Source organism: Prevotella sp. P4-67, assembly GCF_002251325.1.
GTDB lineage: Bacteria > Bacteroidota > Bacteroidia > Bacteroidales > Bacteroidaceae > Prevotella.
Genome location: NZ_NPJL01000009.1, coordinates 89,272 through 113,849, shown reverse-complemented (window position 1 = coordinate 113,849; position 24,578 = coordinate 89,272). Strand labels below are relative to the sequence as shown.

Annotated in this window: 21 protein-coding genes and 2 pseudogenes; 12 read left to right on the top strand and 11 right to left on the bottom strand. The window is 52.3% G+C overall.

Translation table 11 applies throughout. The features are described 5' to 3' along the window. Together CIK92_RS13610 and CIK92_RS00965 are read left to right on the top strand one after the other, a co-directional pair. A pseudogene (locus CIK92_RS13610) lies at nucleotides 1–417 on the top strand (hypothetical protein); the annotation flags it as partial. Nucleotides 418–556: 139 nt separating this feature from the next. Then, complete coding sequence (locus CIK92_RS00965; RefSeq protein WP_022310585.1) at nucleotides 557–1,744, top strand: hypothetical protein; 1,188 nt, start codon at nucleotides 557–559, stop codon at nucleotides 1,742–1,744. Between the two features lie 563 nt (nucleotides 1,745–2,307). On the opposite strand, the gene CIK92_RS00960 is transcribed toward CIK92_RS00965, so the two are convergent. The 4 genes from CIK92_RS00960 to CIK92_RS00945 all read right to left on the bottom strand — a co-directional run bounded on the left by CIK92_RS00960 (nucleotide 2,308) and on the right by CIK92_RS00945 (nucleotide 7,389). Further along, entirely contained in the window at nucleotides 2,308–2,487 is a 180-nt protein-coding gene (locus CIK92_RS00960; RefSeq protein ID WP_094387846.1) for a hypothetical protein, read from the bottom strand. Continuing rightward, nucleotides 2,466–3,626: a PKD domain-containing protein gene (locus tag CIK92_RS00955; RefSeq protein WP_094387845.1), complete on the bottom strand. Its 1,161-nt coding sequence runs from the start codon at nucleotides 3,624–3,626 to the stop codon at nucleotides 2,466–2,468. Before CIK92_RS00955 ends, CIK92_RS00960 begins: the two co-directional genes overlap by 22 nt. A 6-nt stretch (nucleotides 3,627–3,632) precedes the next feature. Continuing rightward, nucleotides 3,633–4,652 (bottom strand): hypothetical protein, encoded by a 1,020-nt coding sequence (locus CIK92_RS00950; RefSeq protein WP_094387844.1) that lies wholly within the window; start codon nucleotides 4,650–4,652, stop codon nucleotides 3,633–3,635. A gap of 100 nt (nucleotides 4,653–4,752) precedes the next feature. Continuing rightward, nucleotides 4,753–7,389 (bottom strand): leucine-rich repeat domain-containing protein, encoded by a 2,637-nt coding sequence (locus CIK92_RS00945; protein WP_158214698.1) that lies wholly within the window; start codon nucleotides 7,387–7,389, stop codon nucleotides 4,753–4,755. Nucleotides 7,390–7,687: 298 nt separating this feature from the next. Here CIK92_RS00945 and CIK92_RS00940 point away from each other — a divergent pair, with 298 nt between their 5' ends. The 6 genes from CIK92_RS00940 (at nucleotide 7,688) to CIK92_RS00910 (ending at nucleotide 11,656) form a co-directional block, all read left to right on the top strand. Beyond that, a complete protein-coding gene (locus CIK92_RS00940; RefSeq protein ID WP_144008076.1) occupies nucleotides 7,688–8,104 on the top strand; it encodes a hypothetical protein in 417 nt (138 codons plus the stop codon). A gap of 36 nt (nucleotides 8,105–8,140) precedes the next feature. Continuing rightward, complete coding sequence (locus CIK92_RS00935) at nucleotides 8,141–8,578, top strand: hypothetical protein (protein ID WP_094385209.1); 438 nt, start codon at nucleotides 8,141–8,143, stop codon at nucleotides 8,576–8,578. A gap of 337 nt (nucleotides 8,579–8,915) precedes the next feature. After that, nucleotides 8,916–9,311 (top strand): hypothetical protein, encoded by a 396-nt coding sequence (locus tag CIK92_RS00930; RefSeq protein ID WP_144008077.1) that lies wholly within the window; start codon nucleotides 8,916–8,918, stop codon nucleotides 9,309–9,311. 52 nt (nucleotides 9,312–9,363) lie between these two features. Further along, nucleotides 9,364–9,813: a hypothetical protein gene (locus CIK92_RS00925; RefSeq protein ID WP_094385214.1), complete on the top strand. Its 450-nt coding sequence runs from the start codon at nucleotides 9,364–9,366 to the stop codon at nucleotides 9,811–9,813. A gap of 426 nt (nucleotides 9,814–10,239) precedes the next feature. After that, a complete protein-coding gene (locus CIK92_RS00915) occupies nucleotides 10,240–10,689 on the top strand; it encodes a DNA-binding protein (protein WP_022310575.1) in 450 nt (149 codons plus the stop codon). A gap of 343 nt (nucleotides 10,690–11,032) precedes the next feature. After that, nucleotides 11,033–11,656, top strand: a complete 624-nt coding sequence (locus tag CIK92_RS00910) for a DUF4294 domain-containing protein (RefSeq protein WP_371591335.1) — start codon at nucleotides 11,033–11,035, stop codon at nucleotides 11,654–11,656. Nucleotides 11,657–11,738: 82 nt separating this feature from the next. Here CIK92_RS00910 and CIK92_RS00905 read toward each other — a convergent pair whose 3' ends face one another. The 5 genes from CIK92_RS00905 to CIK92_RS00885 form a co-directional block, all read right to left on the bottom strand. Beyond that, the gene (locus CIK92_RS00905) at nucleotides 11,739–12,533 is read right to left on the bottom strand and encodes an ADP-ribosylglycohydrolase family protein (RefSeq protein ID WP_094387842.1); all 795 of its coding nucleotides are present in this window, start codon (nucleotides 12,531–12,533) and stop codon (nucleotides 11,739–11,741) included. A gap of 27 nt (nucleotides 12,534–12,560) precedes the next feature. Further along, on the bottom strand, nucleotides 12,561–13,586 hold the full coding sequence (locus CIK92_RS00900; protein WP_094387850.1) for a M28 family peptidase: 1,026 nt from the start codon (nucleotides 13,584–13,586) through the stop codon (nucleotides 12,561–12,563). Further along, nucleotides 13,586–15,340 carry a membrane dipeptidase gene (locus CIK92_RS00895; protein ID WP_094387841.1) on the bottom strand — a complete coding sequence of 585 codons (1,755 nt, stop codon included), beginning with the start codon at nucleotides 15,338–15,340 and terminating at the stop codon, nucleotides 13,586–13,588. Before CIK92_RS00895 ends, CIK92_RS00900 begins: the two co-directional genes overlap by 1 nt. 64 nt (nucleotides 15,341–15,404) lie before the next feature. Further along, nucleotides 15,405–15,872: an Lrp/AsnC family transcriptional regulator gene (locus CIK92_RS00890; RefSeq protein ID WP_094385224.1), complete on the bottom strand. Its 468-nt coding sequence runs from the start codon at nucleotides 15,870–15,872 to the stop codon at nucleotides 15,405–15,407. Between the two features lie 127 nt (nucleotides 15,873–15,999). Then, nucleotides 16,000–16,620 (bottom strand): ribonuclease HII, encoded by a 621-nt coding sequence (locus tag CIK92_RS00885; RefSeq protein WP_022310569.1) that lies wholly within the window; start codon nucleotides 16,618–16,620, stop codon nucleotides 16,000–16,002. 116 nt (nucleotides 16,621–16,736) lie between these two features. Between CIK92_RS00885 and CIK92_RS13995 the strand changes: the two are divergent. Beyond that, nucleotides 16,737–17,120: pseudogene (locus CIK92_RS13995) on the top strand (hypothetical protein); the annotation flags it as partial. 78 nt (nucleotides 17,121–17,198) lie between these two features. Further along, complete coding sequence (locus CIK92_RS00880) at nucleotides 17,199–18,101, top strand: TIGR02452 family protein (RefSeq protein ID WP_254045970.1); 903 nt, start codon at nucleotides 17,199–17,201, stop codon at nucleotides 18,099–18,101. A 202-nt stretch (nucleotides 18,102–18,303) separates the two neighbouring features. On the opposite strand, the gene fucO is transcribed toward CIK92_RS00880, so the two are convergent. Beyond that, on the bottom strand, nucleotides 18,304–19,458 hold the full coding sequence (gene fucO / locus CIK92_RS00875) for a lactaldehyde reductase (RefSeq protein ID WP_094387839.1): 1,155 nt from the start codon (nucleotides 19,456–19,458) through the stop codon (nucleotides 18,304–18,306). Between the two features lie 501 nt (nucleotides 19,459–19,959). Here fucO and CIK92_RS00870 point away from each other — a divergent pair. Both CIK92_RS00870 and CIK92_RS00860 read left to right on the top strand, forming a co-directional pair. Next, nucleotides 19,960–22,518 carry an outer membrane beta-barrel family protein gene (locus CIK92_RS00870; RefSeq protein ID WP_158214697.1) on the top strand — a complete coding sequence of 853 codons (2,559 nt, stop codon included), beginning with the start codon at nucleotides 19,960–19,962 and terminating at the stop codon, nucleotides 22,516–22,518. 424 nt (nucleotides 22,519–22,942) lie between these two features. Continuing rightward, nucleotides 22,943–24,199: an ATP-binding protein gene (locus tag CIK92_RS00860; RefSeq protein WP_022310564.1), complete on the top strand. Its 1,257-nt coding sequence runs from the start codon at nucleotides 22,943–22,945 to the stop codon at nucleotides 24,197–24,199. Nucleotides 24,200–24,310: 111 nt separating this feature from the next. Here the strand turns inward: CIK92_RS00860 and CIK92_RS13605 are convergent, their stop codons facing one another. Then, nucleotides 24,311–24,448: a hypothetical protein gene (locus CIK92_RS13605; RefSeq protein WP_158214696.1), complete on the bottom strand. Its 138-nt coding sequence runs from the start codon at nucleotides 24,446–24,448 to the stop codon at nucleotides 24,311–24,313. Nucleotides 24,449–24,578: the final 130 nt, after the last annotated feature.

Genomic DNA, 24,578 nt, shown 5'->3' with positions numbered 1-24,578 from the left:
CCCGACGCCGCCCCCATCCCCATTCCATCGCCCATGACTCCGACCAAGATAGCCCCCGCTGGCAATAAGCCCGAGTCCGCTGGCAATATGCCCGAGCCCGCTGCCGCCATGCCAGAGTCCACAGCCATCTCGTCAGCGACCATCCCCATCTCGCCCGAGCCCCATCGCATCCCGCCCGAGCCCCATCTCATCCCGTCGGAGCCCACAGTAAAGTTGGGTTCGTGGCACGAAATAGTGATTGCCAAGCCCGCAATAATGACTGCAAACCCCGCAATCACTATTTCCCACCCCGCAATCAGAATAAACACCATCTCCACCCATACAGCAAGGGTCTCAGCCTTTGCTGCATGGGTGGAGAAGGTGATGAAGGTAATGGCTGTGGCACCGCTATCGGCTTATGTATATCCTTTGTCTTAACAAATTCGAGCTATCTTTACAATATCGTTGCATAGAAATCGTTAGTTAAAGAAAGGAGTATTGAATAACTGTGACAGATGTGGCAGCTATGCTTTGTAGACGCCGTAATATAGAATGATGAACAAATAACGATACATATATGACCAAAGAAGAGTTGATGGATTGGGGCAAGGCGACCATTAAAGTTTATAATGGCATTGCTGACGAGTTGGGCAGAAATAATGTCCCTGCTTTCTATTCACAATCGGACCTAAACAATATTGTTGGCACCGACTCCGTTGATGTCTTGATAGCCGGCATCAATCCTGGCTCTGGTGGTAATTATGAAGACATGATAGCCAATCCCAACTGGGGCATTGACCCTCATCGGGGAATGACAGCCGAGCAATTGGTATCGGGTAATTTCTGTAAGAACCCTAAACATGGAAATTGCACAAGCTGGAGTCTGCATCACACATGGAATTATTTCAGAAATCTTAAAATCTATTTCAGTGGTTTAGGTCATCCCAATGTTCTGGATGATGAAAGCAGATTTGTTATGGCTAATGCTACATTCTTCAATACAGCAACAGCTGCAGAATTAAACCGATCTTTATTGACCCAGACCTTTCCTCAGACATTGGAACTGATAAGACTATGCAATCCCAAGATGATTGTATTTCTAAGTGGAAAAGATGCCTTTAGCCGATTGGCTTCTATAAATGTTGCCGGCTTTTCGTTTAGATACGACAAGGCCAATAATCCCGTTTTGGGTCGCATCCTTATGGGTGAGTTTAATGACATCCCCTGTTATGGCGTCCCTCATCCTGCCGCTTACTTGACCAAGGAAGAAAAGGCACTAATAGCCAGGTTCTTTGCGTATGTATATAAAAAAGACATAGACCATATCAATATCGGCGAATTAAGAGACTTTTGTGCTAAAGAAAATCAGGCATATCACAATAAGCATGAGGTTAAACGTGAAAGAAAGGACAAATTGGATTACTGCCAGATAGAGCAAGCTGTCCTTGGCAAACTATCGTCTTATATCTATGCGCATGGAACGAGAATCAGAAAGAACGAAAATGCGCAATACGGTATAACTATAGCCAAAAGCCATTTGTACATACGCCAGGCTTATGAAGACAAATATAAGACGCCTCAATATAATCCCAATGATGACAAGGTTGCAGGTATGTTGGGAGAGAGAGGTTACGCAAAAGACCATGTCTGGCTTGGAAAGAAGCACCTTTCTGAATTTGGCAAATCAGAAGAGGAGATAATACATAATGTAATCGTCGAGATAGTAACTCTTTTCGATTTACTTGACCACTCTGCATCATTTTAATACCCTATTAAAACGATGCAAAACGCATTAAAACGAACTGACATTGAATGAGTTTTTTTTGAATAATATGCAAAGATAGTACGTTGACAAGGATTATGCCGGCGGCGACAATAGCGAGGCTGCCGGCGGCAGCGAACGGTGGCGCAGCCTACGCCTTGCCAGTCGCAGCCTTACTAAAATGTATCGTTCCATCATCATGCCGCATAATTACCACTTCCGCGCAAGCACAGGAAACAATCACAATTAGAACCCTATCATCCAGCATTAAAGATTTCTAATCGACGGCAGGCAACGAGATGCCAGACAGCCAACTCTTCACCATCTCCATGCCTCCTGGACGGGTGGGGGACGACCGGTAGACAGCCATGTGGCAGCCCTTATATATAATAATAGGTGTAAGGGTGAATGAGGTAAAGATGGCGGGGGTGATGTAGGATATGTCTTAGTGCCGCAGTGGCAATGAGGAAAAGAGAAAGGGCTGGAGTCCTCTTGCGAGAATTCCAGCCCTAATCATGGTTATGTCCGCGACGGTTAGGCGGACAATGTCAATCTGCTATTTTTCTTTATTTCCACATAATCTTGCGACTTGTGCCGTCGGAATAGCGCACGATGTAAATCTGGTGGCTTTCGGGAGTGGTCACCTGTTGGCCGCAGAGGTTATAGATGGCCCTTATCTCATGCTTGGTGTTGCCGGGGGCTACAGTATTGTCTATGCCGTTGGCTACAGATGTGTAGTTGACCACTGGGCCATCGCCATAGAGCAATAGCCTGAGACGTTGGCTATCCATCGGTCCGAATACTGTGCCAGATCCCATGTGGCGCAGAGTCCTCCCTGGTTGCGGGTCACGCAGTAGAGGGCTATCTGGTCCTCATAGCTGCTGACACCCTGATAGGGGAATGGGCCAATGGCCACGAAGAAAGGTTTGCCTTTTGCGATGGCTACAGGTTCGGCAAACTCGAAGGTGGTCTGTACGTATTCGGAGGCATTGCTCTTGAGCTCGCTTGCTTTGAGCGATGTCTTGGCGAGCACCTTGCCAGGTCCGCCATCGGCAGCCATATCGTATATCGCCAGCTCGATGGCGGCGTCGGGTTCACGAGTCTTGGTTGAGGCGAAGTAGGCGTCGACGGTCTTCACGGTAGCATCGGCCAATGGTGCAGGATATTTCTCGGCAAAGCGGTCGAGGCCGAACATATTGCTGCCAGCATAGAAGCCAAAGCTGTCGTAGCTGATGGGTTTGAGATTGTCTATCTCCTGCTCGGTGATGTTCCATATCATCATTTTGCCGCCAACCTGCAGGCACTCCGCCTTGTATGCCTGATTGGAGCCGATGGCATTGGCAGTGGTGAGAGTCACATCATAGCGACCTTCCTTGGTAAAGGTAACGGTGGGGTTCTGCTCGGTGCTGGTCAAGGTCTCGCTGTCGCTGGTGAACTTCCATTCCCAAGAGGTGGGCGCCCCCTCGCTCTTGTCGGTGAACTGTACGGGTACTCCGGCGGGAACAAATGCCATGTCGGCTGCAGTGGTGTAGGTGTCGGAGGTGATGGCAAAGGCTGAGGTGGGTGCCTTACCGATGATTTCGACAAACTGCTTGATTTCCTTCACATCCTTCTCGCTCTTGCGACTGATGGTAAGGGTGACGTCGTAGATGCCCTCTTTGGGGTAAGTCACTGTGACGCTGTTGCCGGCATACTCGTTGTTCTCGCTGCCAGGGAGCGTCCATATCGTCTTGGTGGGCTCGCCCTGGCAACGGCTGATGAAGGTGATAGGCTCGTCGACGGAGGCTGTGATGCGTGTGGCAGCCTCGGGGTTGTCGCGTACCAGACGGAAGGCGTCGATGGCCAGGTTCTCACCGTCAAAGTTGTAGTTGAGCACTATCTGCACTTTGTGTCAAGCATAGGCGGCGAGGTCTATGTCTATCTTCTTCCACTGCATGATGTCGTCGGAGACAAAGTTGTTTTCCAACGTCCAGCGATAGATGTTAAACAGGGTGGTTGTCTGTCCTGTGGTAAAATCGGTAACGTCAATCGTCCATGGCGCCCAGTTCAAATTTTTGGTCTTGAAGTAAGCGTAGAATTCCAGACGTTGCCCCTCTTTGATGTCGAAAACGGGCGAGGTGAGCGGTGCGGCGCCGTCTCCGGCTGCGTAGGTAATGGCGATTGATTTCTTGTCGCCGTCTCTGACCTCGCCGAACTTCATATCGTCTATGTGCCACTCGCTGGGTACCGTCCAATTGGCGAGGTCCTTGCTGGACTCGAAATACTGGGCGTAGTCTGCCATCACCGACTTGTCGGTAGTGAAGTCGGCCTTGAGCGGCATGCTGATGGTGAAGTCGGCTTCTATCACGGGGCTCTTGGTGCCTCTGCCGCGCGTCATCACATAGAGCTTGCAGGAGCGGTCGATACGGATGGTTCCAGTCTGCCCAGTTATCATGTAACTGGTGTTGGTGTCGCTGTTCTTGATCTCTTCGGCGCTCTTGGCCACGGTGGAGTACCATATCTCCGTGGCGGCAGCGTCATCAGTGGTGACCTGTACCTCTACGGCGTGGTCAAAGGTGCCGCCCATAGGAGTCATCTTGGGAGTCTTGAGCGGAGAGCGGGGAATGATGCCTACCTCGAGGGTGGCTGTGCCGGGGCGGTATTCGTCGTTGCCGGCAAACGAGGCGGTCACAGTCACCGTGGTGGTGGTCTCGACGAGTGCCGTGCTTATCTTACCACTCTCATCCACCTGGCAGATGGACTTGTCTGATGAGGTGTAGACTATGGGCATGAGTCCGTGGGGGTTACGCAATGGGGCTTCGAGAGCCGTGCCGGCGAGGATGCCGACAGAAGAACTGTAGAACGAGAGCTCGGGGTCTTTGCGTGTGTCTTCATCGGCAAATGCAGAAAGACCGGTGAAGATAAAGGCCATGAGGAGTAAGAGGGTCTGTTTTATAATTGTTGTTGAGTTAAAATGAAAAAGGATGCGCCACAACTTGAGTGACGCATCCTTTGATGTATTGTTGGTTGGTTTATCTCTTGACAAACTTCATGCTTACACCGTTCTTTCTTACGATGTAGATGCCAGGAGCCAGATTGCTTTCAGACACCTTGACACCGTTCAGGGTGTAGATGCCGTCGGCAACCTTGGATGTATGTCCTGCTTCGATATTGCCGATGCCATCAACGGTGCCTTCTACGATATTGGTGAAATACTCCCAGTAGGACGCGCCCCTGTAGTTGTCGACTGAGCCAGCAGGAACATGCACTGTACATGTGGGATAGATGCCGTCTTCGAAAGTACCATAGCTGGCTGTTGGTGCCTTTTCTCTCTTGGCGAAGATGTGGGCCAGCTTCTTGCAGCCTTTGAATACGTCGCCGTCGATGTAGGTCACTGTTGTGGGGAGGGTCACCTTGGTAAGTTCGAAGCAGTCTCTGAAGGCGTTGGTTCTGATACGGGTCACACCTTCGGGGATGACGATGTCCTTCAGGGCATGGCAGCCAGAGAATACATTGGATCCGAGTTCTGGCTTGGAGAAGCTCTCATACTTCAGAGCGGCAGGCAGCACGACGTGCTCAAGAGACACGCAAGCCTCGAAAGCATAGTTACCGATGCGGGTGATGTTGTCGGGGATAGTCAGAGTGCCCTTGAGGTTGTAGCAAGAACCGAAGGCTCCACCCTCGATGGCTGTAGCTGTAGCGGGGAATACGAAAGACTCCAGCTTGCAGTGGTCAAACATATACTCGCTGATGATATTGGCGGTAGTAGTGAACTCGAGATTGGTGGTAGAGTTTTTGTAGTAGCTGTCTCCACCTGCCACAATGTTGGCACCAGAGAGGTCGAGGCTGACGAGCTTGCCCGATGTCTCAACATTCATCTTGTCACGTCCAGCCATCTCGCGGAGGCAGAGGATGTCGGAGCTGTTGATGTCGCCGGTAACCTTGATTTCGGTCAGGTTGAACTTGTCTGTGCCTACGAGAGTAGACAGGGTGCCGGCGGTCTTGACGTCGATGGTCTTGACACCAGTCTCGGGAGTGGTGGTGCCACCCTCTTCCTTGATTTCCTTGAAGAGACTCCAGTCGGTATCGGCCTTATACATATCTGCACAGCCTGCGGGCACATAGAGAGTGATGTTTCGCTGGTCGATGCCGTTGAAAGGCTTATACCCCTTGTGGGGCAGAGTGGTAGCAGCGATATGTATCTCGGTAACTGATGAACAGCCGCTGAACATGCCGTAGCTCAGTTCGGTAACAGTAGCGGGGATGGTTATCTTGGTCAGTGCAGTACAGTTGGCGAGTACTGAGCCGGCAATCTTTGTTACTTTGGGGAAGTCGAAAGTGACGAGTGACGAGCAGCCTTCGAATGCGTTGTCGCCCACCTCGGTAACCTCTTCGGGGATGGTGATGGCGGTCAGCTTGTTGGATTGCTTGAACGACTCGCTCTTGATGGCGCGCAGCGACTTGGGCAGCTTGATTTCCTTCAGTGTGGTCATCTCAAAGCAGTGGCTCTGCACGGTGTTCTCTGCAGCGGCAGCGTTGTTCCACTGGTCTTTCTCATAGAATTTACCACCTCCGGCTACGAAGTTGGCGTCGGTCAGGTCGAGTATTTCGAGCTTGCCGCTGGTGGGGTCGCTCTTGATGTCGCGGCCAGCCATCTCGCGGATGTAGAGCAGGTCGTCACCGTTGATGTCGCCCTTGATGGTAAGCGAAGTGATGGTGAGTTTCTCAGCTGCATCGATGGTCGTAGAGAGTGTGCCAGCTGCGGTGAGTTCTACAGAGCGTACTACCTCGGTAGTACCGGGCTCTCCAGGATTGACGGTGGGATCATACTCTGACTCCTTCTTTACTTCCTTGAACAATTTGCAGTTATAGTCGTCCTGATACTTCTTCAGACTCTCGTCGGGTACATACAGGGTGATGTCACTCTGGGTGATGCCGCTGAAGGCAGAATAATTTATCGAGGGAACGTTGGCAGCAGCGATGTGAATCTCGGTGAGAGCAGAGCAGTTCTTGAAGATGTAGCCCTTGAGGTCGGTCACTGTCTCGGGGATGACAACCTTGGTCAGAGCGGTACAGCCAGAAAGAACGTAGGCAGAAACTATCTTGACCTTGGGGAACTCGAATGATTTGAGTGAGGTGCATCCGCTGAAAGCGCTGGCGCCAACCTCTGTCACATCCTTGGAGAAGGTAACACTGGTAAGAGCGGCGCACTTCTCGAAGGCACTGTCCTTAATCTTGGTAACAGAGTTGGGCAGTTTTACCTCTTTTAATATGGTACCGGCAAAGCAGTAGGAGCCTACAGTGGCATCGGCGGGTGAGCCCTTCTCGGTGAAGCTCTTGTCGTAGTAGTCTCCGCCGCCAGCCACAAAGTTGGCTTCGGTCAGGTCGAGCACTTCGAGTTTGCCTTCGGTGGCTACGCCCTTCTTGTCACTGCCAGCCATCTCGCGGAGAAACAGTATGTCGGCTCCGTTGAGGTCGCCCTTGACGACAAGTGAGGTTGTGGTAAACTTCTGGTCAGAGGTGACCAGTGTGTTGAGGGTTCCAGCAGTAGTCACATTGACGGTTACTGGAGTCTGTTCGCCTGCTTTGGCCTGGGCAAACGCATCGGTAGGTGCAACAGCGAGAATGCTGGCTGCCACCATACCCAAAAGGTGTGAATTGTGTTGCATAAGCATGTATTATGTAAGTTAATTATCTCTCTCCGTGGTTAACATACCTCTTAGTCAGGGTGCATAGCATAGATACAGGATGGCTCAGAAGGCGTGTTGTAACATTAATTTGCCACAAAGGTAATGGATATATTTATAATATGTATCGTTTTTTCCTTATTTTTTTTGAGTGGCGCAATATTTTTCATGATTTTTCCAACGTTTACGCATTATTTGTGTATCTTTGCGCCGAAAAATGCCCGTTTTTGGGCACTTGCCTGCAACAAAGATGCAAGATTATTCATTAAAACTCATCTATATGAAAAAACATCTACTTACGTTGGTATTAATCACATTGGTATCATTGACAGCCAATGCGCAGACCGTCTACGAGTCGCTCAAGGGGCAGCCCGTGCATGTCGTTTCGGGCAACGGGACGATTGACCATTCTCTATCTGCAGCTCAGATTTCCGTGGCGGCACCTATGTGCAAGGCTGAGGGCGAGGGCGGTACAAAGGTTCCGTTGGAGTATCTCTTCGTCAATGGCGCCGATGTTCCCTTTGGCGCCGACGGCTTCCCCGAAGCTCCTGGCTCTAATGCGGTCTTTGGTCGTATCACCGCCGATAAACTCAAACCCTATGCCGATTATAGCATTGTGGGTATCGCATTTATAGTGGCTTCAGACTTGGGCTCCGTTCCCAGTATCATAGCGATGGAGCGCCGTACTGATGGATAACATACTGTAGCTGGTGGAAACATCGAGAGTTATGATGTGACCAATGCTACCAATGGCATCGTGCTCAATGAGGTGGGATGTACACAGACTTATGTCATTCCCAAGGAGCCCAAGGACATTCTCTTCGGATATGGTTATACCCAGTCGGCCACTGGTACTAATGCCGACAAACCTATCTTCCTGGGCAAGACCACTGATACGGCCAACGGATATCTGGTACTGGGTACCCTCAATGCAGCCTATGGTCGTGGCATCTATACGGTGAGTAGCGCCAAGTTCCCTTATGCCGCTTGCGTGCAACTCATCCTCTCTAATGGCAGCACGACAGAAATCGTGGGTGTTGACGGCAAGCGCGACGTCAAAGTTGTAGAACGCTATACTCCCGACGGGCGGCGAGTCTCTGCCCCTGTGAACGGCATCAATATAGAAAAACTAAGCGACGGCACTACGCGTAAGGTGTTTGTGCAGAAGTAAAGCTATACGGATAAAGGCCCCGAAGAACGCGACACTGATGGTCGTATCTTCGGGGTTTATTGTGTCCATACTTGTTCTCCATGTCTTTCTGTTGATGTCATCGGAAGGTCGGTAGACAGCCACATGGCCACCCCTATATATAATAATAGGTGTGAAGGTGATGGGTGGGCGTACATGGCGCATCGCTTTCTCCATATTTCTTTGTATAATCGCAATAAATCTCTTATTTCTACCCATGTTTACTGATGATTTGTGTACCTTTGCGCCGTCAAAAGTGTGTTTGGGGGGTATGTTTATGAGACAACCATGCACAAGTATACATAAAAAGTTAGTCTATATGAAAAGAAATTTACTCACGTTAGTATTCATTACATTGGTATCGTTGACAGCCGGAGCGCAGACCGTTTGCAAGTCGCACAAAGAGCTGCCCAAAAGGATTGATTCGGAGATAGTGGACATCGACCCCGCGCTATTTAAGACTCAGCGTATCCAGTCGGCACCAGTATGCAAGGCCATGGATGATGGTAGCTATCTGTCCAAGCAGAAACATCTCTTTGTCAAGGGTGCCGACTCTCGGTATATAGATGTAGGCATCGGAAATAACTTGTCAGCCGAGGTCATGGGACGCCTCACTCCCGAGATGCTCAAGCCCTATGCCGGTTACAAGATAGTGGGTATATCATTCGCGGTGGGTTCGACCTTGGGTAATTCCCCCCTACGTCGTAGCCTATGAATCATACGGATATGGGTACGAATTGATAGGAGAATCAATTGTCAAGGACTATATGACAGAACCTCTGTCCTACGTGTTCAACGAGGTGGAATGTACATGGAATTATGTCATTCCTAAGGAGCCCGGACATATAATCTTCGGATATACGTTTAAGCCGATAAATTTTAGTCCTATTGAAAATAATCCTACTAATGATAACGATGTCACAGTGGGTCTTACCGTTGATACGGCCAACGGCTTTCTGGTTTGGGGTGAGTTGATAAAAGACGAAGGCTATAAGCTATATCGGTTAAGCTCTAACGAGCTTCCATATGCCGCTTGCGTGCAACTCATTCTCTCCAATGGCAGCACGACAGAAATCGTGGGCGTCGACGGCAAGCGCGATGTCAAAGTCGTAGAGCGCTATACTCCCGACGGGCGGCGTGTCTCTGCTCCCGTGAGCGGAATCAATATAGAAAAACTAAGTGACGGCACTACGCGCAAGGTGTTTGTGCAGAAGTAAAGCCATACGGATAAAGGCCCCGAAGAACGCGACTCTGATAGTCGTATCTTCGGGGTTTATTGTGTCTATCCTTGTGCTTCCCGTCTTTAGGTTGGTGTCATCGGATGATGGTCTCCTGTCAGCCCCTATATATAATAATAGGTGTAATGGTGGCCCAGATGGGGGTGAAAGCGGTCGTGACGGCGGTGGAGATGGCGACGGGCTCGGAAGGGGTGTACTACAGGGCGTTAGAGATGACTGTGGCGATGGCGTTAACTAAAGTTGGCAGGAATGGCGGTGGCTGTTAACAGAATTTTGCAGGTTATGGCGTGCGCAGATTTGGTATCGACGAAGTGCGTGACTACCTTTGCATTGTCAAAAGTACCGGAACGGATGACAACAAGCGAACACACAAACACAATGTCAAACTAACAAAAATCAATCATTATGTTGAAGTACAAATTGTATCAAGACAATCGCAGCAATGCGCAGCACAAGGGCAACTGGTATGCCCACATGAATCTCGACGGCACTATGGGCCTTGACGAATTGGCCGCTCACATGTCTGACCATGGCACCCCTTACTCCAAAGGTGTAATCTGCGGTGTGCTGAACGATATGGTGGGATGTATCAAGGAACTTGTGCTCGAGGGCAATGCCGTGAAGCTCGACAACCTTGCCATCTTCTCTGTAGGAATTGAGAGCAAGCCTGCCAACACCAAGGAGGAATTTAATGCCCGCACCCATATCACCGGTTACAAGTTGCGGGCGCGAGCCACTGGTGGCAGTATCAATGCCCGATTGAGCCAACTTGCATCCATCAATCAGATGGGCGAGTACAGCCATGACGAGGCAGAGACGGCAGAGAACAGCCAGGACGCCAATAACGGCGAATGATGACACAGGAGGCGACGCTGCCGGTCAGGCATCATGGATGACATAGGAAGAGAGGCAGACTAACCTCACTGAGACCCAAGAGTCCCCGAGGAAGGCGAAGGATGAGAATCCTACCCTGACTCGGGGATTTTTGTTGTCCTCCCTTACCGTCGCCGCGACAAGCCGGCTGATGGCGATGAGAGTCTGGGAAGGAATGGCGACCGGAGATGGGCGCAGCAGGATGATGGCTGCCGTTGGCGCGACTTTTTGCAGCCGGACAGCAAATTATAACACAATTTTTTTGAGACTTCGGATAAATATCACTACTTTTGCGGTCATGATGAAGATGTATCGTATCATAGGTATGGTGTGCCTGATGGTGGCGGCGATAACTGCTGACGCTCAGACCGCTAAGCGGGCGGGCATAAATCCAGAAGACCGACAGGTGGACATGGACAACCCCACCTTTGTGCCTATGGTCAAGGTGGGCAAGGTGCTGCTGGGCCGCGACTCGGTGCAGTATGTCGAGCTCAATAACATCTATGTATATCCCAAGCCCGTCTTCAAGAACGAGCGGCAGATGATGGCGTACAACAGACTGGTCTATAACGTGAAAAAGGTGCTGCCTATAGCCAAGGAATGTCGTGGCATCATCCTCGAGACCTATGACTATCTGCAGACATTGCCCAACAAGGAAGCGCGCGACCGCCACCTGAAACTCGTGGAGAAGGGCATCAAGGCCGAGTATACTCCCCGCATGAAGCGGCTTACCTACCAGCAGGGCAAACTGCTCATCAAACTGATTTACCGTGAGTGCAACTCGTCGTCCTACAATCTTATCCAGTCGTTCTTTGGTCCCACCCGCGCTGGCGTCTATCAGGCCTTTGCCTGGGTCTTCGGAGCCAGTCTGCGCAAGGGCTACGAGCCTGAGGGAGTAGACCGTTTCACCGAGCGCATCGTGCGCCAGGTAGAGAGCGGGCAAATCTGACGCCGCCACGCATTGCTTCAGAAAATCTTATGCTATCAATAATGCCATGGGCACCATCTTGACGGATGGTGCCCATGGCGTTTTATCGCTTGATGTGGCCCTGCAGCGTGGTATAGAACTGGTCGACTATTTCGAGCATATCTGCGGGCAGGTATTCATAGGCTTTGGTAATCATCTCTTCGGGTATCTCGTAGTAGGCTTCGGCTATGCTGCCGCAGATGGCACCCTTGGTGTCGGTGTCGCCCTGGGCGAGGATGGCTGTGCGTATGGCGTCTTCGAAGTTGTTGCTGTCGAGAAAACAGCTGATGGCCGCCGGCACCGTCTCCTGGCAGGTGGCGTCGAAGTGGCCCTCGTTGCCGAGTCTGTAGACCTCCTTGAGGTCGGGGATGTCGTAGCCGAAAGTCTGCTTGACGGTGCCTATCACCTCATCTTTGGTGATGCGCACCGTGCGCAGCCAGTAGATGAGCGTAGCCACACACTGTGCTCCGCGTATGCCTTCCCTGTGGCAGTGGCTGGGCAGCGCCGTCTTCATCGCCTCGTCCTGCATCTGGTGGAAGTCGTCGTAGAGCCATCCTATCGGGCTCACCCGCATCGCCGAACCGTTGCCATACGAGGCCTGGGGCAGATGGTCGGCGCTCTGCAGCCACTTCAGGAACCTCCCTCCATAGCCTCCCATGGGGTCGGGATAGCGGCTGCACCAGTCTACCAGTGCGTCCTTGTACTCCCGATGGTTCATCGCCGCATCGGCTATGGCGATGGTGCAGATGGTGTCATCGGTGTAGCTGCAGTCGGGGCTGAAGAGCTTGAAGCCCGGTGTAGCCACATTTTCAAACTCGAATCGCGACCCTACGATGTCGCCAATGATAGCTCCTAACATAATGGATAGATTTAGGTGGATGATAGTTTACTCTTCGGTGTAGATGACCTGAATCATCGTCTGTCCCACGGCTTTGAGGGTGTTGCGGCTGATGTGCTCCATGTTGTCGTTCAGCGTGTGCCACGTGGGTCCGAAACTGCTCTGGGCGCAGTCGGGGTAGAAGGGGATGATGTCTATCGTGGGTATACGTGCCGTCTGGTTGAGTGGGATGTGGTCGTCGGTGACCATACCTCCCTCCTGACGGGGGAAGAAGTTGCCATAGCCGGCCTTGCGGGCTGCCCGCCATACCTTCTTGACTATCTCCGGCGCAAACTGCATTGACATTCCCTCCTTGTAGAAGCGTGCTCCCTCGCCGCCTACCATGTCGAGCAGGATGGCGTAGCGCACCTCAAAGCCGTCGGGGAGATGGCTGGCGAAGTGCTGGGCACCCAGCGCCCATGTACTCTCGCTGTCGCCGCTGTTGATCCACTGCGGGGTGCCCCAGTCTTCGGCGTCGAAGCACACGAAGTCTACTCCGATGTTGAGGGTGGTGTCGCGGTGGATGAGGCGAGCCACCTCGAGCATCACAGCCACACCGCTGGCGGCGTCGTTGGCAGCGAGGATGGGCTTGCGCCAATTGGTGGAGTCGGGGTCATTGTCTGCCCACGGACGGCTGTCCCAGTGGGCGCAGAGCATGATGCGTGTGGAGCGCTCGGGATGCGACCGGGCTATGATATTGCGGCATTTGAGCGTGGTGCCGTCATATCCCGTCACGTCGGCTTGCTGTATCTCCAACTGGCAGCCATACTCTTCAAACTTCTTCTCTATCCACTGCGCGCAGCGGTCATGGCCCTCGGTGTTCATGGCTCTTGGGCCAAAGTCACACTGGGCCTGGGTGAAGGCGTAGGCACTGTCGGCGCTGAACGCGGGACCCACGGGGTCTATCTTGTCCATACTTTCTTCCATGTCTATGCTGTCGGCATGTCCCCATCCGGTGTTCATGCCGACGGCAGCGATGGCAACCACCACGGCGGCGGTCGCTCCTCCTATTATCATCTTCATTTTTCTGGTCATCATTGTCCTTTGTTGTATTGTTGTACTTGGTTCATCACGCGCAGCCAGTTGCCGCCCCATATCTTGGCGATGTCTTCGCGGCTGAAGCGCTTGGCGAGCAGCTGCTCGGTGAAGAGTATAACCTCTGAGGCATCGGCTATGCCTCTCACTCCGCCGTCTCCGTCGAAGTCGGTGCCTATGCCCACGTGGTCTATGCCCATCACGTCGATGGCGTGTTGCAGATGGGCTACGGCGTCGGTGATGGTGGCTTCGGCGTCGTTGCGCAGAAATCCGTGGTACAGCGTAATCTGTGCCACGCCACCCTTGCGGGCGAGGGCACGCAGCTGGTCATCGGTCAGGTTGCGCGGCACGTCGCAGAGGGCCTTGCAGTTGCTGTGGCTGCACACGATGGGCGTGGCGCTGAGGTCGAGGGCGTCGTAGAAGCTGGTCTCGGCAGCGTGGGAGAGGTCGACCATAAGTCCCAGGCGGTTCATCTCGGCTATCACCTCTGCTCCCCAGGGGCTCACGCCGCCATGGGTGGCTGTGCCGCGGGCAGAGTCGCAGATGTCGTTGTCGCCGTTGTGGCAGAGGGTGACATAGACGATGCCACGGTGGGCAAAGTGGCGCAGATGGCAGAGGTCGTGCTCGATGGCGAGACCGTTTTCGATGCCCGTCATGATAGATTTCACCCCGTCTTGCTTGTTCTGCCACAGTTCTTGTGGGTTTCTGGCGCGGCGTACGGCGTCGGGATGGGCGCCGAGGATTTCGTCGATGCGGTCGAATATCATGTCGGCATACTCATGGGGCGAACCGGCAGGCAGCGGGGCTATCTCGGCAAAACTCTGTCCAGGCTTGGGTTGGGGCAGATAAGCCACCATGGTGGTGGCGTCGAGCCGTCCGTCGGTCATCTTGTGCAGGTCTACGAGGATGCGAGGGTCGCGGGTGCCGAAGTCCACCCCTTGCGGGAAGAACATGGGCGTGTCGCAGTGGGAGTCGAGGGTGAGGGTGTGTCGGTGTACGCTCTTGGCTTCGGCGAAGAGGCTTGCCCGGCAGGTGAGCCATTGGAAAAGCGGCAGTCCGTCGGCTCCGAGCCATTCGGGATGCCACTGCACGCCGATGATGCCTTTCTGCTCGCTGCTCTCTATGGCCTCTACCACTCCGTCGGCCGCTGTCGCCGTGACGGTCATGTGGGGTCCGCCGGCTGTCACCGCCTGGTGGTGGAACGAGTTGACGTATATCCGCTCTTCAGCGTAGATGGCGCTGAGCATCGAGCCCTTCCCGATGGTCACCGAGTGGGTGGGCTCCTGTCGGTCGGCGTCTTGCGAGTGCTTGAGCTGCATCTCGGCATGCTGCGCTACACTTCCACCGAGGGCGATGGCGAGTGTCTGCATGCCGCGGCAGATGCCGAGCATGGGTAGCTGGCGGTTGAACGCCAGGCGGGTGATGAGCAGTTCGGGCAGGTCGCGCTCGGCGTTGATGTTGCCCAGCTGCGGCTGCGGCTCTTTGCCCGTCCAGAGCGGGTTGTAGTCTCCGCCACCCGTGAGCAACAGTCCGTCGATGCGGTCCAGCGTTCCCGCGAGGATATGGCGGTCGGCGATGGGCGGGATGATGACGGGAATGCCGCCGGCAGCCTCTACCTGGCGGTAGTAGCGGTCGCGCAGCGTGGCGTCGCCCTGACTATAATTTGCAGTAATGCCTATCACCGGACGGCTTTCACCCTCGGGATAGGCAGTATATATCTTCTGGAGATGGGCCTCCAAATCGAAATGTTCCATTATTATCAGATAGGCATAAACAAATACTTACTGTGGCTGTGGCACCACTGTCGGGACTGTCGGGTCAGACCTCGTCGGGCTGGATGGTTATCTCGCGCTTGATGCTCTGCTCGAGCGAGATGAGGGTCTCTGTCGACACCACGCCGGGGATGGTCTGCAGCTTGTTGTTGAGCAGGTCCATGAGCTGCTCGTTGTCGCGGGCGTAGAGTTTCAGCAACATGGTGTATGAGCCAGTGGTGAAGTGACACTCCACAATCTCGGGTATGCACAGCAGGCGCGACACTACCTCCTTGTACATGCTTCCGCGCTCGAGGTTGATGCCCACGTAGGTGCAGGTGGTATAGCCCAGACTCTTGGGGTTGACATAGAAACCGCTGCCGGTAATCACTCCGTTGTCTATCAGATGCTGTACGCGCTGGTGAACGGCTGCACGCGACACGCCGCACTCGGCTGCCACATCCTTGAAGGGCATACGGGCGTTGGTGGATAAGATACCCAGTATCTTTTTATCCAGTTTATCTACTTTCTCCATATCTTGTAAAAGTGTTGGTTACGATTAACTCAACAAAATTACGCTTTTCTATTGATACTGGCAAACAAAATGCACGATATTTTACCCAATATCGTGCATTTTGTCAGTAATTGCCCTCTCCGAGGGGCTAATCATCGAATGGTAGGGGCAGTTCCTGCCCGGTGAGGTTGTAACTGCGACGGTGATAGGGGGTGATGCCGTGCTGGCGTATGGCCTCGCGGTGCTCGCGGGTGGGGTAGCCCTTGTTGCGTCGCCAGCCATACTGCGGGCACTCGTCGTCGAGGGCGTCCATATAGTCGTCGCGGAAGGTCTTGGCCAGGATGCTGGCGGCGGCGATGGCCTGGTATTTGCCGTCGCCCTTGACGATGGTGGTGTAGGGCAGATCGCCGTAGGGCTTGAAGCGGTTGCCGTCGACGATGACGGCTTCGGGTCTCACGCCGAGCTGGTCCAGGGCGCGGTGCATAGCCAGGATGCTGGCGTTGAGGATGTTGATTTGGTCTATTTCCTCTGGGGTGACCACGCCCACAGCCCAGGCCACGGCGTCGTCCATAATCTGCTGGCGCAGTGCATACCTACGGCTGTGGCTCATCTGCTTCGAGTCGTTGAGGTCGGGATTGTCATAGTCGGCAGGCAGTATCACCGCAGCGGCATAGACACTGCCGGCAAGGCAGCCACGGCCAGCCTCGTCGCAGCCGGCCTCGATGCAGTCTTTATAATAATGTGGGAGGAGTGGATGGCGTTTGGTCATAGGATAATCTGTTCTTGCTACAGGCTGCAAAATTACAAAAAAAAAGTGATTATCGTTTTGATACTCATTATTTTTTAGTAGCTTTGTGGTGATTAAAGATTAAGGAGGACTTGATTATGTACAATCGCAGATTTACCCCACATTTCATTACCCGACTCGAGGATAATGAGATTTTTGTTTTTGGCAGCAATCTTTCTGGTTTTCATGGTGGAGGCGCAGCCCGCACTGCCCTCGACGCCTTCGGAGCCGTATGGGGCCAGGGCGTAGGCCTGCAGGGACAGAGCTATGCCATACCCACCATGCAGGGAGGTGCCGAGACCATCAAGCCTTATGTAGACCAGTTTATTGCCTTTGCCGCCGAGCACAGCGAGCTTACCTTCCTGGTCACCCGCATAGCCTGTGGCATAGCCGGGCTCCCTGTCAGCGAGATAGCGCCCCTCTTTGCCGCAGCCATAGACATGGAGAACGTGATACTGCCCAAGGACTTTGTAGATGTCATCCACGCCACCTGCACCCCCGACCACGGATGGCAGGCCGAGACCGACTTCCTCCAGTCTTACCGCCATCTCAAGGGGTGTATGAAGAACGGCGACCGTGAGGCATACTACCAGATTAAGGGTCTGCGCACCAAGGTATATCGCAACACCATCGACCTGGTGACCCAGGGCCACTACACCACCGAGGACGGCAAGCGCGTGGAGCTTGGCGACGGAGCGGAGATGATGAACGCCACGGTCTACTATGACCACGAGATAGAGACCGATGCGCCCACTGCCGACGAGACCTGCATCGAGGTGGTCAACGACGACTGCCTCGCCGTAGCCATGCGCCTCAAGGCCGACGGCTATACCCCCGCCGTGCTCAATATGGCCAACCGCCACCATCCCGGCGGTGGGGTAGACAATGGTGCCGCTGCCCAGGAAGAGACGCTCTTCCGCCGTACCGACCTCTATCGTTCGCTCTACCGTTTCTCGCCGCTTGCCAAGGTCTATGGTCTGCCGCCTTCGTCCCATCACTATCCCCTCGACAGTCACTTTGGCGGCATCTATACTCCCGGTGCCACCATCTTCCGTGAGAGCGAAGACCAGGGCTACCGCCTCATGGCAGAGCCTGTGAGCATGGACTTCATCTCTGTGGCAGGCAAGAACCGCCCCGACCTCACCCCCGACGGACTGATAGCGCCCCACCATGTGTCTGCCATCTGCGACAAGATACGTACCATCCTGCGCATAGGACTTGCGCATCATCACGATGCCCTTGTGCTGGGCGCTTTGGGCTGTGGAGCCTTCTGCAATCCGCCTGCCCATGTGGCGCGACTCTTCCACGAGGTGCTCTCAGAACCAGAGTTCTACCAGAAGTTCCGCTACATCACCTTTGCCATCATCGACGACCACAACGCCCACCGTCCCCACAATCCCGAGGGCAACTACCGTCCCTTCTTCGCTGAGTTCAAGGACGGAGCAAGTGCCTTGCCTCTTTGACAGTCCAGCTGCGGCTGCCGGCGAGCCCTCGCGGCATAAGCCTCGGCTGTCGGCACCGATACGCATAGCCAACGGCAACACCAGAGCCTCCAGAGCTACTGGTGTTGCCGTTGATGCTTTATCCCTGTTGACCCAGCAAAAAAATACGGCATCTGCCATGGAGACAGATGCCGTAAACCTTGAAGATTATAAGTGTCTTGTATTACAAGATGCTCTTGTAGAGGGCCACAATGTCGTCGCGTGTCACCTCGCGGGGGTTGCCCGGAGTACATACGTCGGCGATAGCCTGGTCGGCGAGTGCGTCGATGTCGGCCTCGGTGATACCCAGGTCAGACAGATGGGCGGGGATGCCCACGCGGCGGCTCAGGTTCTCAATCTCGGTGCATGCAGCGTCGGCAGCCTCTTCCTTGGTCATACCCGGAGTGTACACCTCGAGCGCCTTGGCGATGTCTACATACTTGTCGAGAGCGGCAGGAGCGTTGAAACGCATCACTGTAGGCAACAGGATGGCACAAGCCACACCGTGGGGCACATCGTGCAGAGCCGACATGGGGTGAGCCATACCGTGGTCTACACCCAGACCTACGTTAGAGAATGCCATACCAGCCACATACTGGGCTACGGCCATACCGTTGCGGCCCTCGGGGTTGGTGGGGTCTTCTACAGCTACGGGCAGGTAGCGGTGGATCATATTGATGGCTTTGATTTCAAACATATCGCTCAGTTCCCAGGCCCCCTTGGTGATCAGACCTTCAATGGCGTGGGTCATGGCGTCCATACCGGTAGCGGCGGTGAGGCTCTTGGGGAGCGAGTACATCAGCTCGGCATCAACGATAGCCACACAGGGAATGTCGTTGGGGTCTACGCAGACCATCTTCTTCTGCTTGGTTTCGTCGATGATTACGTAGTTGATGGTAGTCTCGGCAGCAGTACCGGCTGTGGTGGGCAGGGCGATGATTGGCACGGTCTTCTTCTTGGTGTCGGCCACGCCTTCGAGCGATACCACGTCGGCAAATTCGGGGTTGTTGCTTACGATACCGATACCCTTAGCGGTGTCCATGGCACTACCGCCACCGATAGCCACGATGAAATCGGCTTGGGCAGCCTTGAGGGCGTCTACACCCATCTTCACGTTGGTCACAGTGGGGTTGGGCTTTACGTCGTCATACACAGCGTAAGGAATGTTGGCCTCGTCGAGCACGTCGAGCACCATCTTGGCAACGCCAAACTTCATCAGACCCTTGTCTGTTACTACCAATGCTTTGGTGAAACCCAGTCGGGCAACTACTCCAGGCAGCTCCTTGCGAGCACCGGGACCGAAGTAAGACACTTCGTTAAGGATAAATCTACTTACCATAAGTGTTTTTGTTGATAAATTGGTTAATGTTATATATATAATAATGTGTACTGGTACAGGTATCGGTAGAGACACGAGGCGGAGGGCAAAGCAACAAACTTGTTTTTTGATTTATGCTTCCTGCCCGTAGCCTATCTTTTGCAAAGATAGTGCAAACCCGAGTGCCATAAGCTCGCTTAATGGCCGAGGTGCCGCCTATCTTATGCAAAGATAGTGCAAGTCGAAGACAATGCCAAGAAAAACACGAAGTTTTTTTCAATTGGCATTGTTGAGGCGCCGCCTATCTTATGGAAAGATAGTGCAAGTCGAAGACAATGCCAAGAAAAACACGAAGTGATAAATAAGAGGTCAAAAGAAACATAGATTATGGCTATACGCACGTTAAATAACTCAAAAACACATGATATACACCCTGTTTCTGTTAAATGTTACAAACAGGAAGTGGAGGGTATTGATTTTTTAGATACATTTACAGCACCTAATATAAGGAAGGATACTACTATGGTAAGTCTAACACTCAGAAACACAGTCTATGCACTACGCTGTATGGCGCTCACCCTAATGGTGACCATGCTGGCTACGATGCAGACAATGGCGCAGGACACCAAGTCGCCCACGTGCCAGGTGACCGGAACCATACGCGACAAGGCTACCCACGAGCCCGAGCTGGCAGCCACCATCATCGTGGCAAAGCAGTCGCAGCCTAAAGTGGCGTTCAAGAAGGGCGTGACCGACACGGGCGGAGTCTTCTTGCTGACGCTCCCTGCCACCGACGCCCGATACATCCTCACCGCCTCGGTACTGGGCAAGAAGGCAGCACAGGTGAAACTGACCGTGACGCCTGCCGACACGCTTATCGACCTGGGCGATATTCTGCTCGCAGACGACGCCCGGCTGCTCGACGAGGTACAGGTGCTCGCCCAGAAACCCCTCGTGACCATGGATGTGGACAAGCTGACATACGATGTGGCTTCCGACCCTGATGCCAAATACATGATGACCTCGGAGATACTCAACAAGGTGCCTCTGCTCGATGTCGACGGCATGGGCAATATCAAGATGAATGGCACCACCAACTTCCTCATCCTGCAAAACGGGCGCCGCACCGCCGTGACACGCCACCCCAAGGAAATCCTGCGCTCGCTGCCCGCCGAACTCATCAAGAGCATAGAGGTCATCACCTCGCCGGGAGCCAAATACGACGCCGAGGGAATAGGCGGCATCATCAATATCGTGATGCAGCGCCGCTACGAAGGCCACCTTACCAACCTCAACGGGGCAGTCAACAACATGGGCTTCGTCACCGGACTCTCGACCACTACCAAGATAGGCCGTTTCTCGATAGACGGATATATGAACTATAACCGCATACTCACACCCACCGGAAGCAACGCCAGCCATACCTACAACTACGCCTCGGACTCTCGCGCTTACCAGCAGACCGCCAGCAGGCACAAGAGCAGAGGCAGCACGGAGTTTGCCAACATCAATGCCAGTTACGAGATAGATACTCTCCAACTGCTCACCCTCTCGCTGTCGGGGATGGGAAGCCAGCAGCGGCTGCCCGTATGGGGCAGCACCGAGATGTGGAACCGCGACCGCTCGCAGCTCGCCTACTCATATCTGCGCAGCAGCTTGGCGAAGGAGTCGTTTCTCAATGGAACGGCGGGCATAGACTACCAGCGTACGGGGCGATACAACAAGCAGCGACTTACCACGCTGTCATACCAGATCAGCACCAATCCACAGTGGATCAAGGACAACACCCAGTACGATGAGATAGTCTACAATACGCCTTCTAACATAATAGAGGAACTGCAGCTCTATGCCAACCGCACCGACGCCGACAACAAGAGCGTAGAGCACACCCTCCAGGCCGACTATACCACGCCCATAGACAAACACAACACCATAGAGACCGGACTCAAATACATTGTGCGCAACAACGAGAGCACCAATGACATCTACGATGCCCGCATTGTTGTCGGCGACTTTGCCTACAACGACCAGCGCAGCAACCACTACAAGAACCGCAACGACATTCTGGCTGCCTATCTCAGTTATACCTACCACAGCGCGGCTGTCTCCCTCATGCCCGGTCTGCGCTACGAATACACCTACCAGGACATACGCTACCTCTCGGGAGCTATGGGTGCCGATGCCGACTATAGCGGACACTATGCCTATCTGGTGCCCTCGATGAAGGTCAACTTCAAGGTAGGGCCCCACCAGTCGCTGCGCCTCGAATACGGCATGCGCCTGTCGCGCCCCAGCATCTATTATCTGAACCCCTACTTCAATGACCTCAACCCGCAGCGCATCACCCAGGGCAACGGACAGCTCGATGCCGAGCGCAGCTACAACTTCGGAATCACCTATGGCAACTTCACCCGCCGGCTGAACCTCAACATGTCGCTCGGATACCGTCGTCTCGACAACGGCATGGAACAGGTGAGCCGCATCATAGGCGACGGGGGCGAATACTTTGACGAAGGCAAGCACTATGCAGCCCCGGGCGCGCTCTACAGCACCTATATGAATATAGGCCGCACCCAGCGCACGGCTCTCGATGTGTATCTGCGATGGAATATGAACAGCCGCATCAGCTGGACCATCAATTCCAACGTGTCTTACCTGGACCTCTCTGATCCCGCGCGCCAACTGCGCAACCACGGATGGCAGACCTCGCTCAGCGGCAGCACCTCGGTGAGACTGCCTGGTGACCTGAGACTCATGGGCAGAGTGGCATACAGCAGCCGCAGTGTGATGTTGCAGGGCAACAACAATTCGCTGTTGACCTATAATATCGGACTTACCCGCTCGTTCCTCAAAGACAAGAGGCTCACCTTGTCGCTCATGGCAACCGAGTTTGCCCGCAGTTGGATGACACGTAGCACCACCACCTACGGCACCAACTTCTACACGCAAAGGGATAACCAGGTGAAGCGCCGGTATTTCGGTCTGACAGTTATGTACCGCTTTGGCACGCTCCGCCAGTCGGCTACCAAGCGCGCAAGCCACGGTATACACAACGATGACCTCAAGGCGGGAGGCCGCTGAAGGGATATTGGAATCTTTGTGTTAATTATTATCTGGGTCACAAACCGCATAAAAGCAAATCCTAATCGGGTTGGATACCTTTCTTGGTATCCAACCCGATTAGGATTTGCTCAATATAGATTCTGCTGATAGTAAATAATGATTATCAGGTCGTAATTAGAACGTATGTATATGTTCTGGAGATTGCTGCTATTTATGACATTCCTTTTCTGATGGCAAAATCACGTTTCCTGTTTTACCATCCAGTTGAAGGAGTGTGCATCGTCAAGTTGAAGTATAGACTAATAGTTATGATTACTCTCCCAGTAAAATTCTTTTTGTGTGTTTTGTCTTTCATAGACGATAATTTTATGCCGATAATGTCGTTTATAAAAGATAAAATAGGTATCTTTGCAATAGTTTTTGGTATTTGCATGAAAAGAATATGACAAAAGATTTAATAAAATCGCTTATCTCTGAATATCAAGTATACGTATCACAAGTAGAACTCATTCCTCGTAACGTGGAACTTGTGGACGGACTTAATTATGTGTTTGTTGGATTGAGACATGCAGGAAAGTCTTACTTGATGTTTCAACGTATAGCACAATTGATAGAGCAAGGGCATAAGAAAGAGGAAATATTATATTTCAATTTTGAGGATGACCGAATAGATTCTTTAGATGTCAAAGACCTTGACTTGATAAAGACGTGCTATGAAGAGATGTATGATTCTCGTCCAATATTCTTTCTGGATGAGATACAATTGATTGATAGATGGGAAAAGTTTGCTCGTAGGTTAGCAGACCAGAAATATCAAGTATATATTACTGGTAGCAATGCGAAAATGCTGAGTAGTGAGATTGCAACTACTCTTGGAGGCAGATATATGATACATGAAGTGTATCCTTATTCCTTGCAAGAATATTTGAATGCCAATGGTATTGACATACATGAAAAGAACGCATTATTTACATCCGGCAAAAAGATTGTGAAGTTGGCTAACACTTATTTTCAACATGGTGGTTTGCCAGAAACGGTAGGTATGAAGGAACCTCGTTCATGGATGAGCAATCTGTTTAGTAAAATATTCTTTGGCGACTTAGTTGCAAGATACAGGATACGCAACGATTACGCATTGCGGGTGATGATACGCAAGATGGCTGAGAGTGTAAAGCAACCTCTTTCATATAATAGAATTGCAAGCATTGTCAGTAGTACAGGTAAAAAATTAAGTACAGACGCAGCGATAGACTATGTAGATTATATGACTGAAACTTGGCTCATACTGCCTTACGAGAATCTATACGGAAAGTTGCAGGATAAGGAGTCGAACCGCAAATATTATTTTACGGATAACGGCTTACTGCATCTTTTCCTTGTTGATGCCAATACTTCCTTGCTTGAAAATATTGTAGCGATAACTCTCAGACGCAAATATGGTGATGGAAGTTATTTTTGGAATAGTAAGAATGCTGAAGTGGATTTTGTCGTTCCAGAAGAGAAATTGGCTGTGCAGGTGTCCTATTCTATGGCAGATGCAGACACGTTCAAACGAGAAACAGATGCCATGATAAAGCTGGATTCTGTTCTATCAATCAGCAAAATGATAGTTGTTACCATGGAGGAAGAGAGTTTCGTTGAAAAAGATGGATACCATATAGAACTCGTTCCTTTATGGAAATGGCTGCTTAGGTTCTAATACATTAGGAGGCTTTTTCTAAGCCAAAAACTGTCTATATGAAAAATAAAACGGATAATCCAAAGGAGGGTTATCCGTTTTCGCGTTTTTCTTTCGATGAAAGAAAAACTATTACTTTGGATACTGCGTATCTGATGTGTAGTCACTACTAATGTTATTATTCCATCTTTTTTGAGTTTGTTTTGGAATAGAAAAACAGAAAATATTTTGTGCTCCCACTTGGACATCTCCAACACCCGTTTTATTCATATTTGTTGTTAAATAAGTGGTGAAGAATTCAAAAAGGCCACAACGCGAAGTAGGCATTTCCCTGTCATCAGATTGCAAGCCTTGTTCACAATATAGTCTTCCTTGTCCATCGTAGATGCAAGGCGACTCC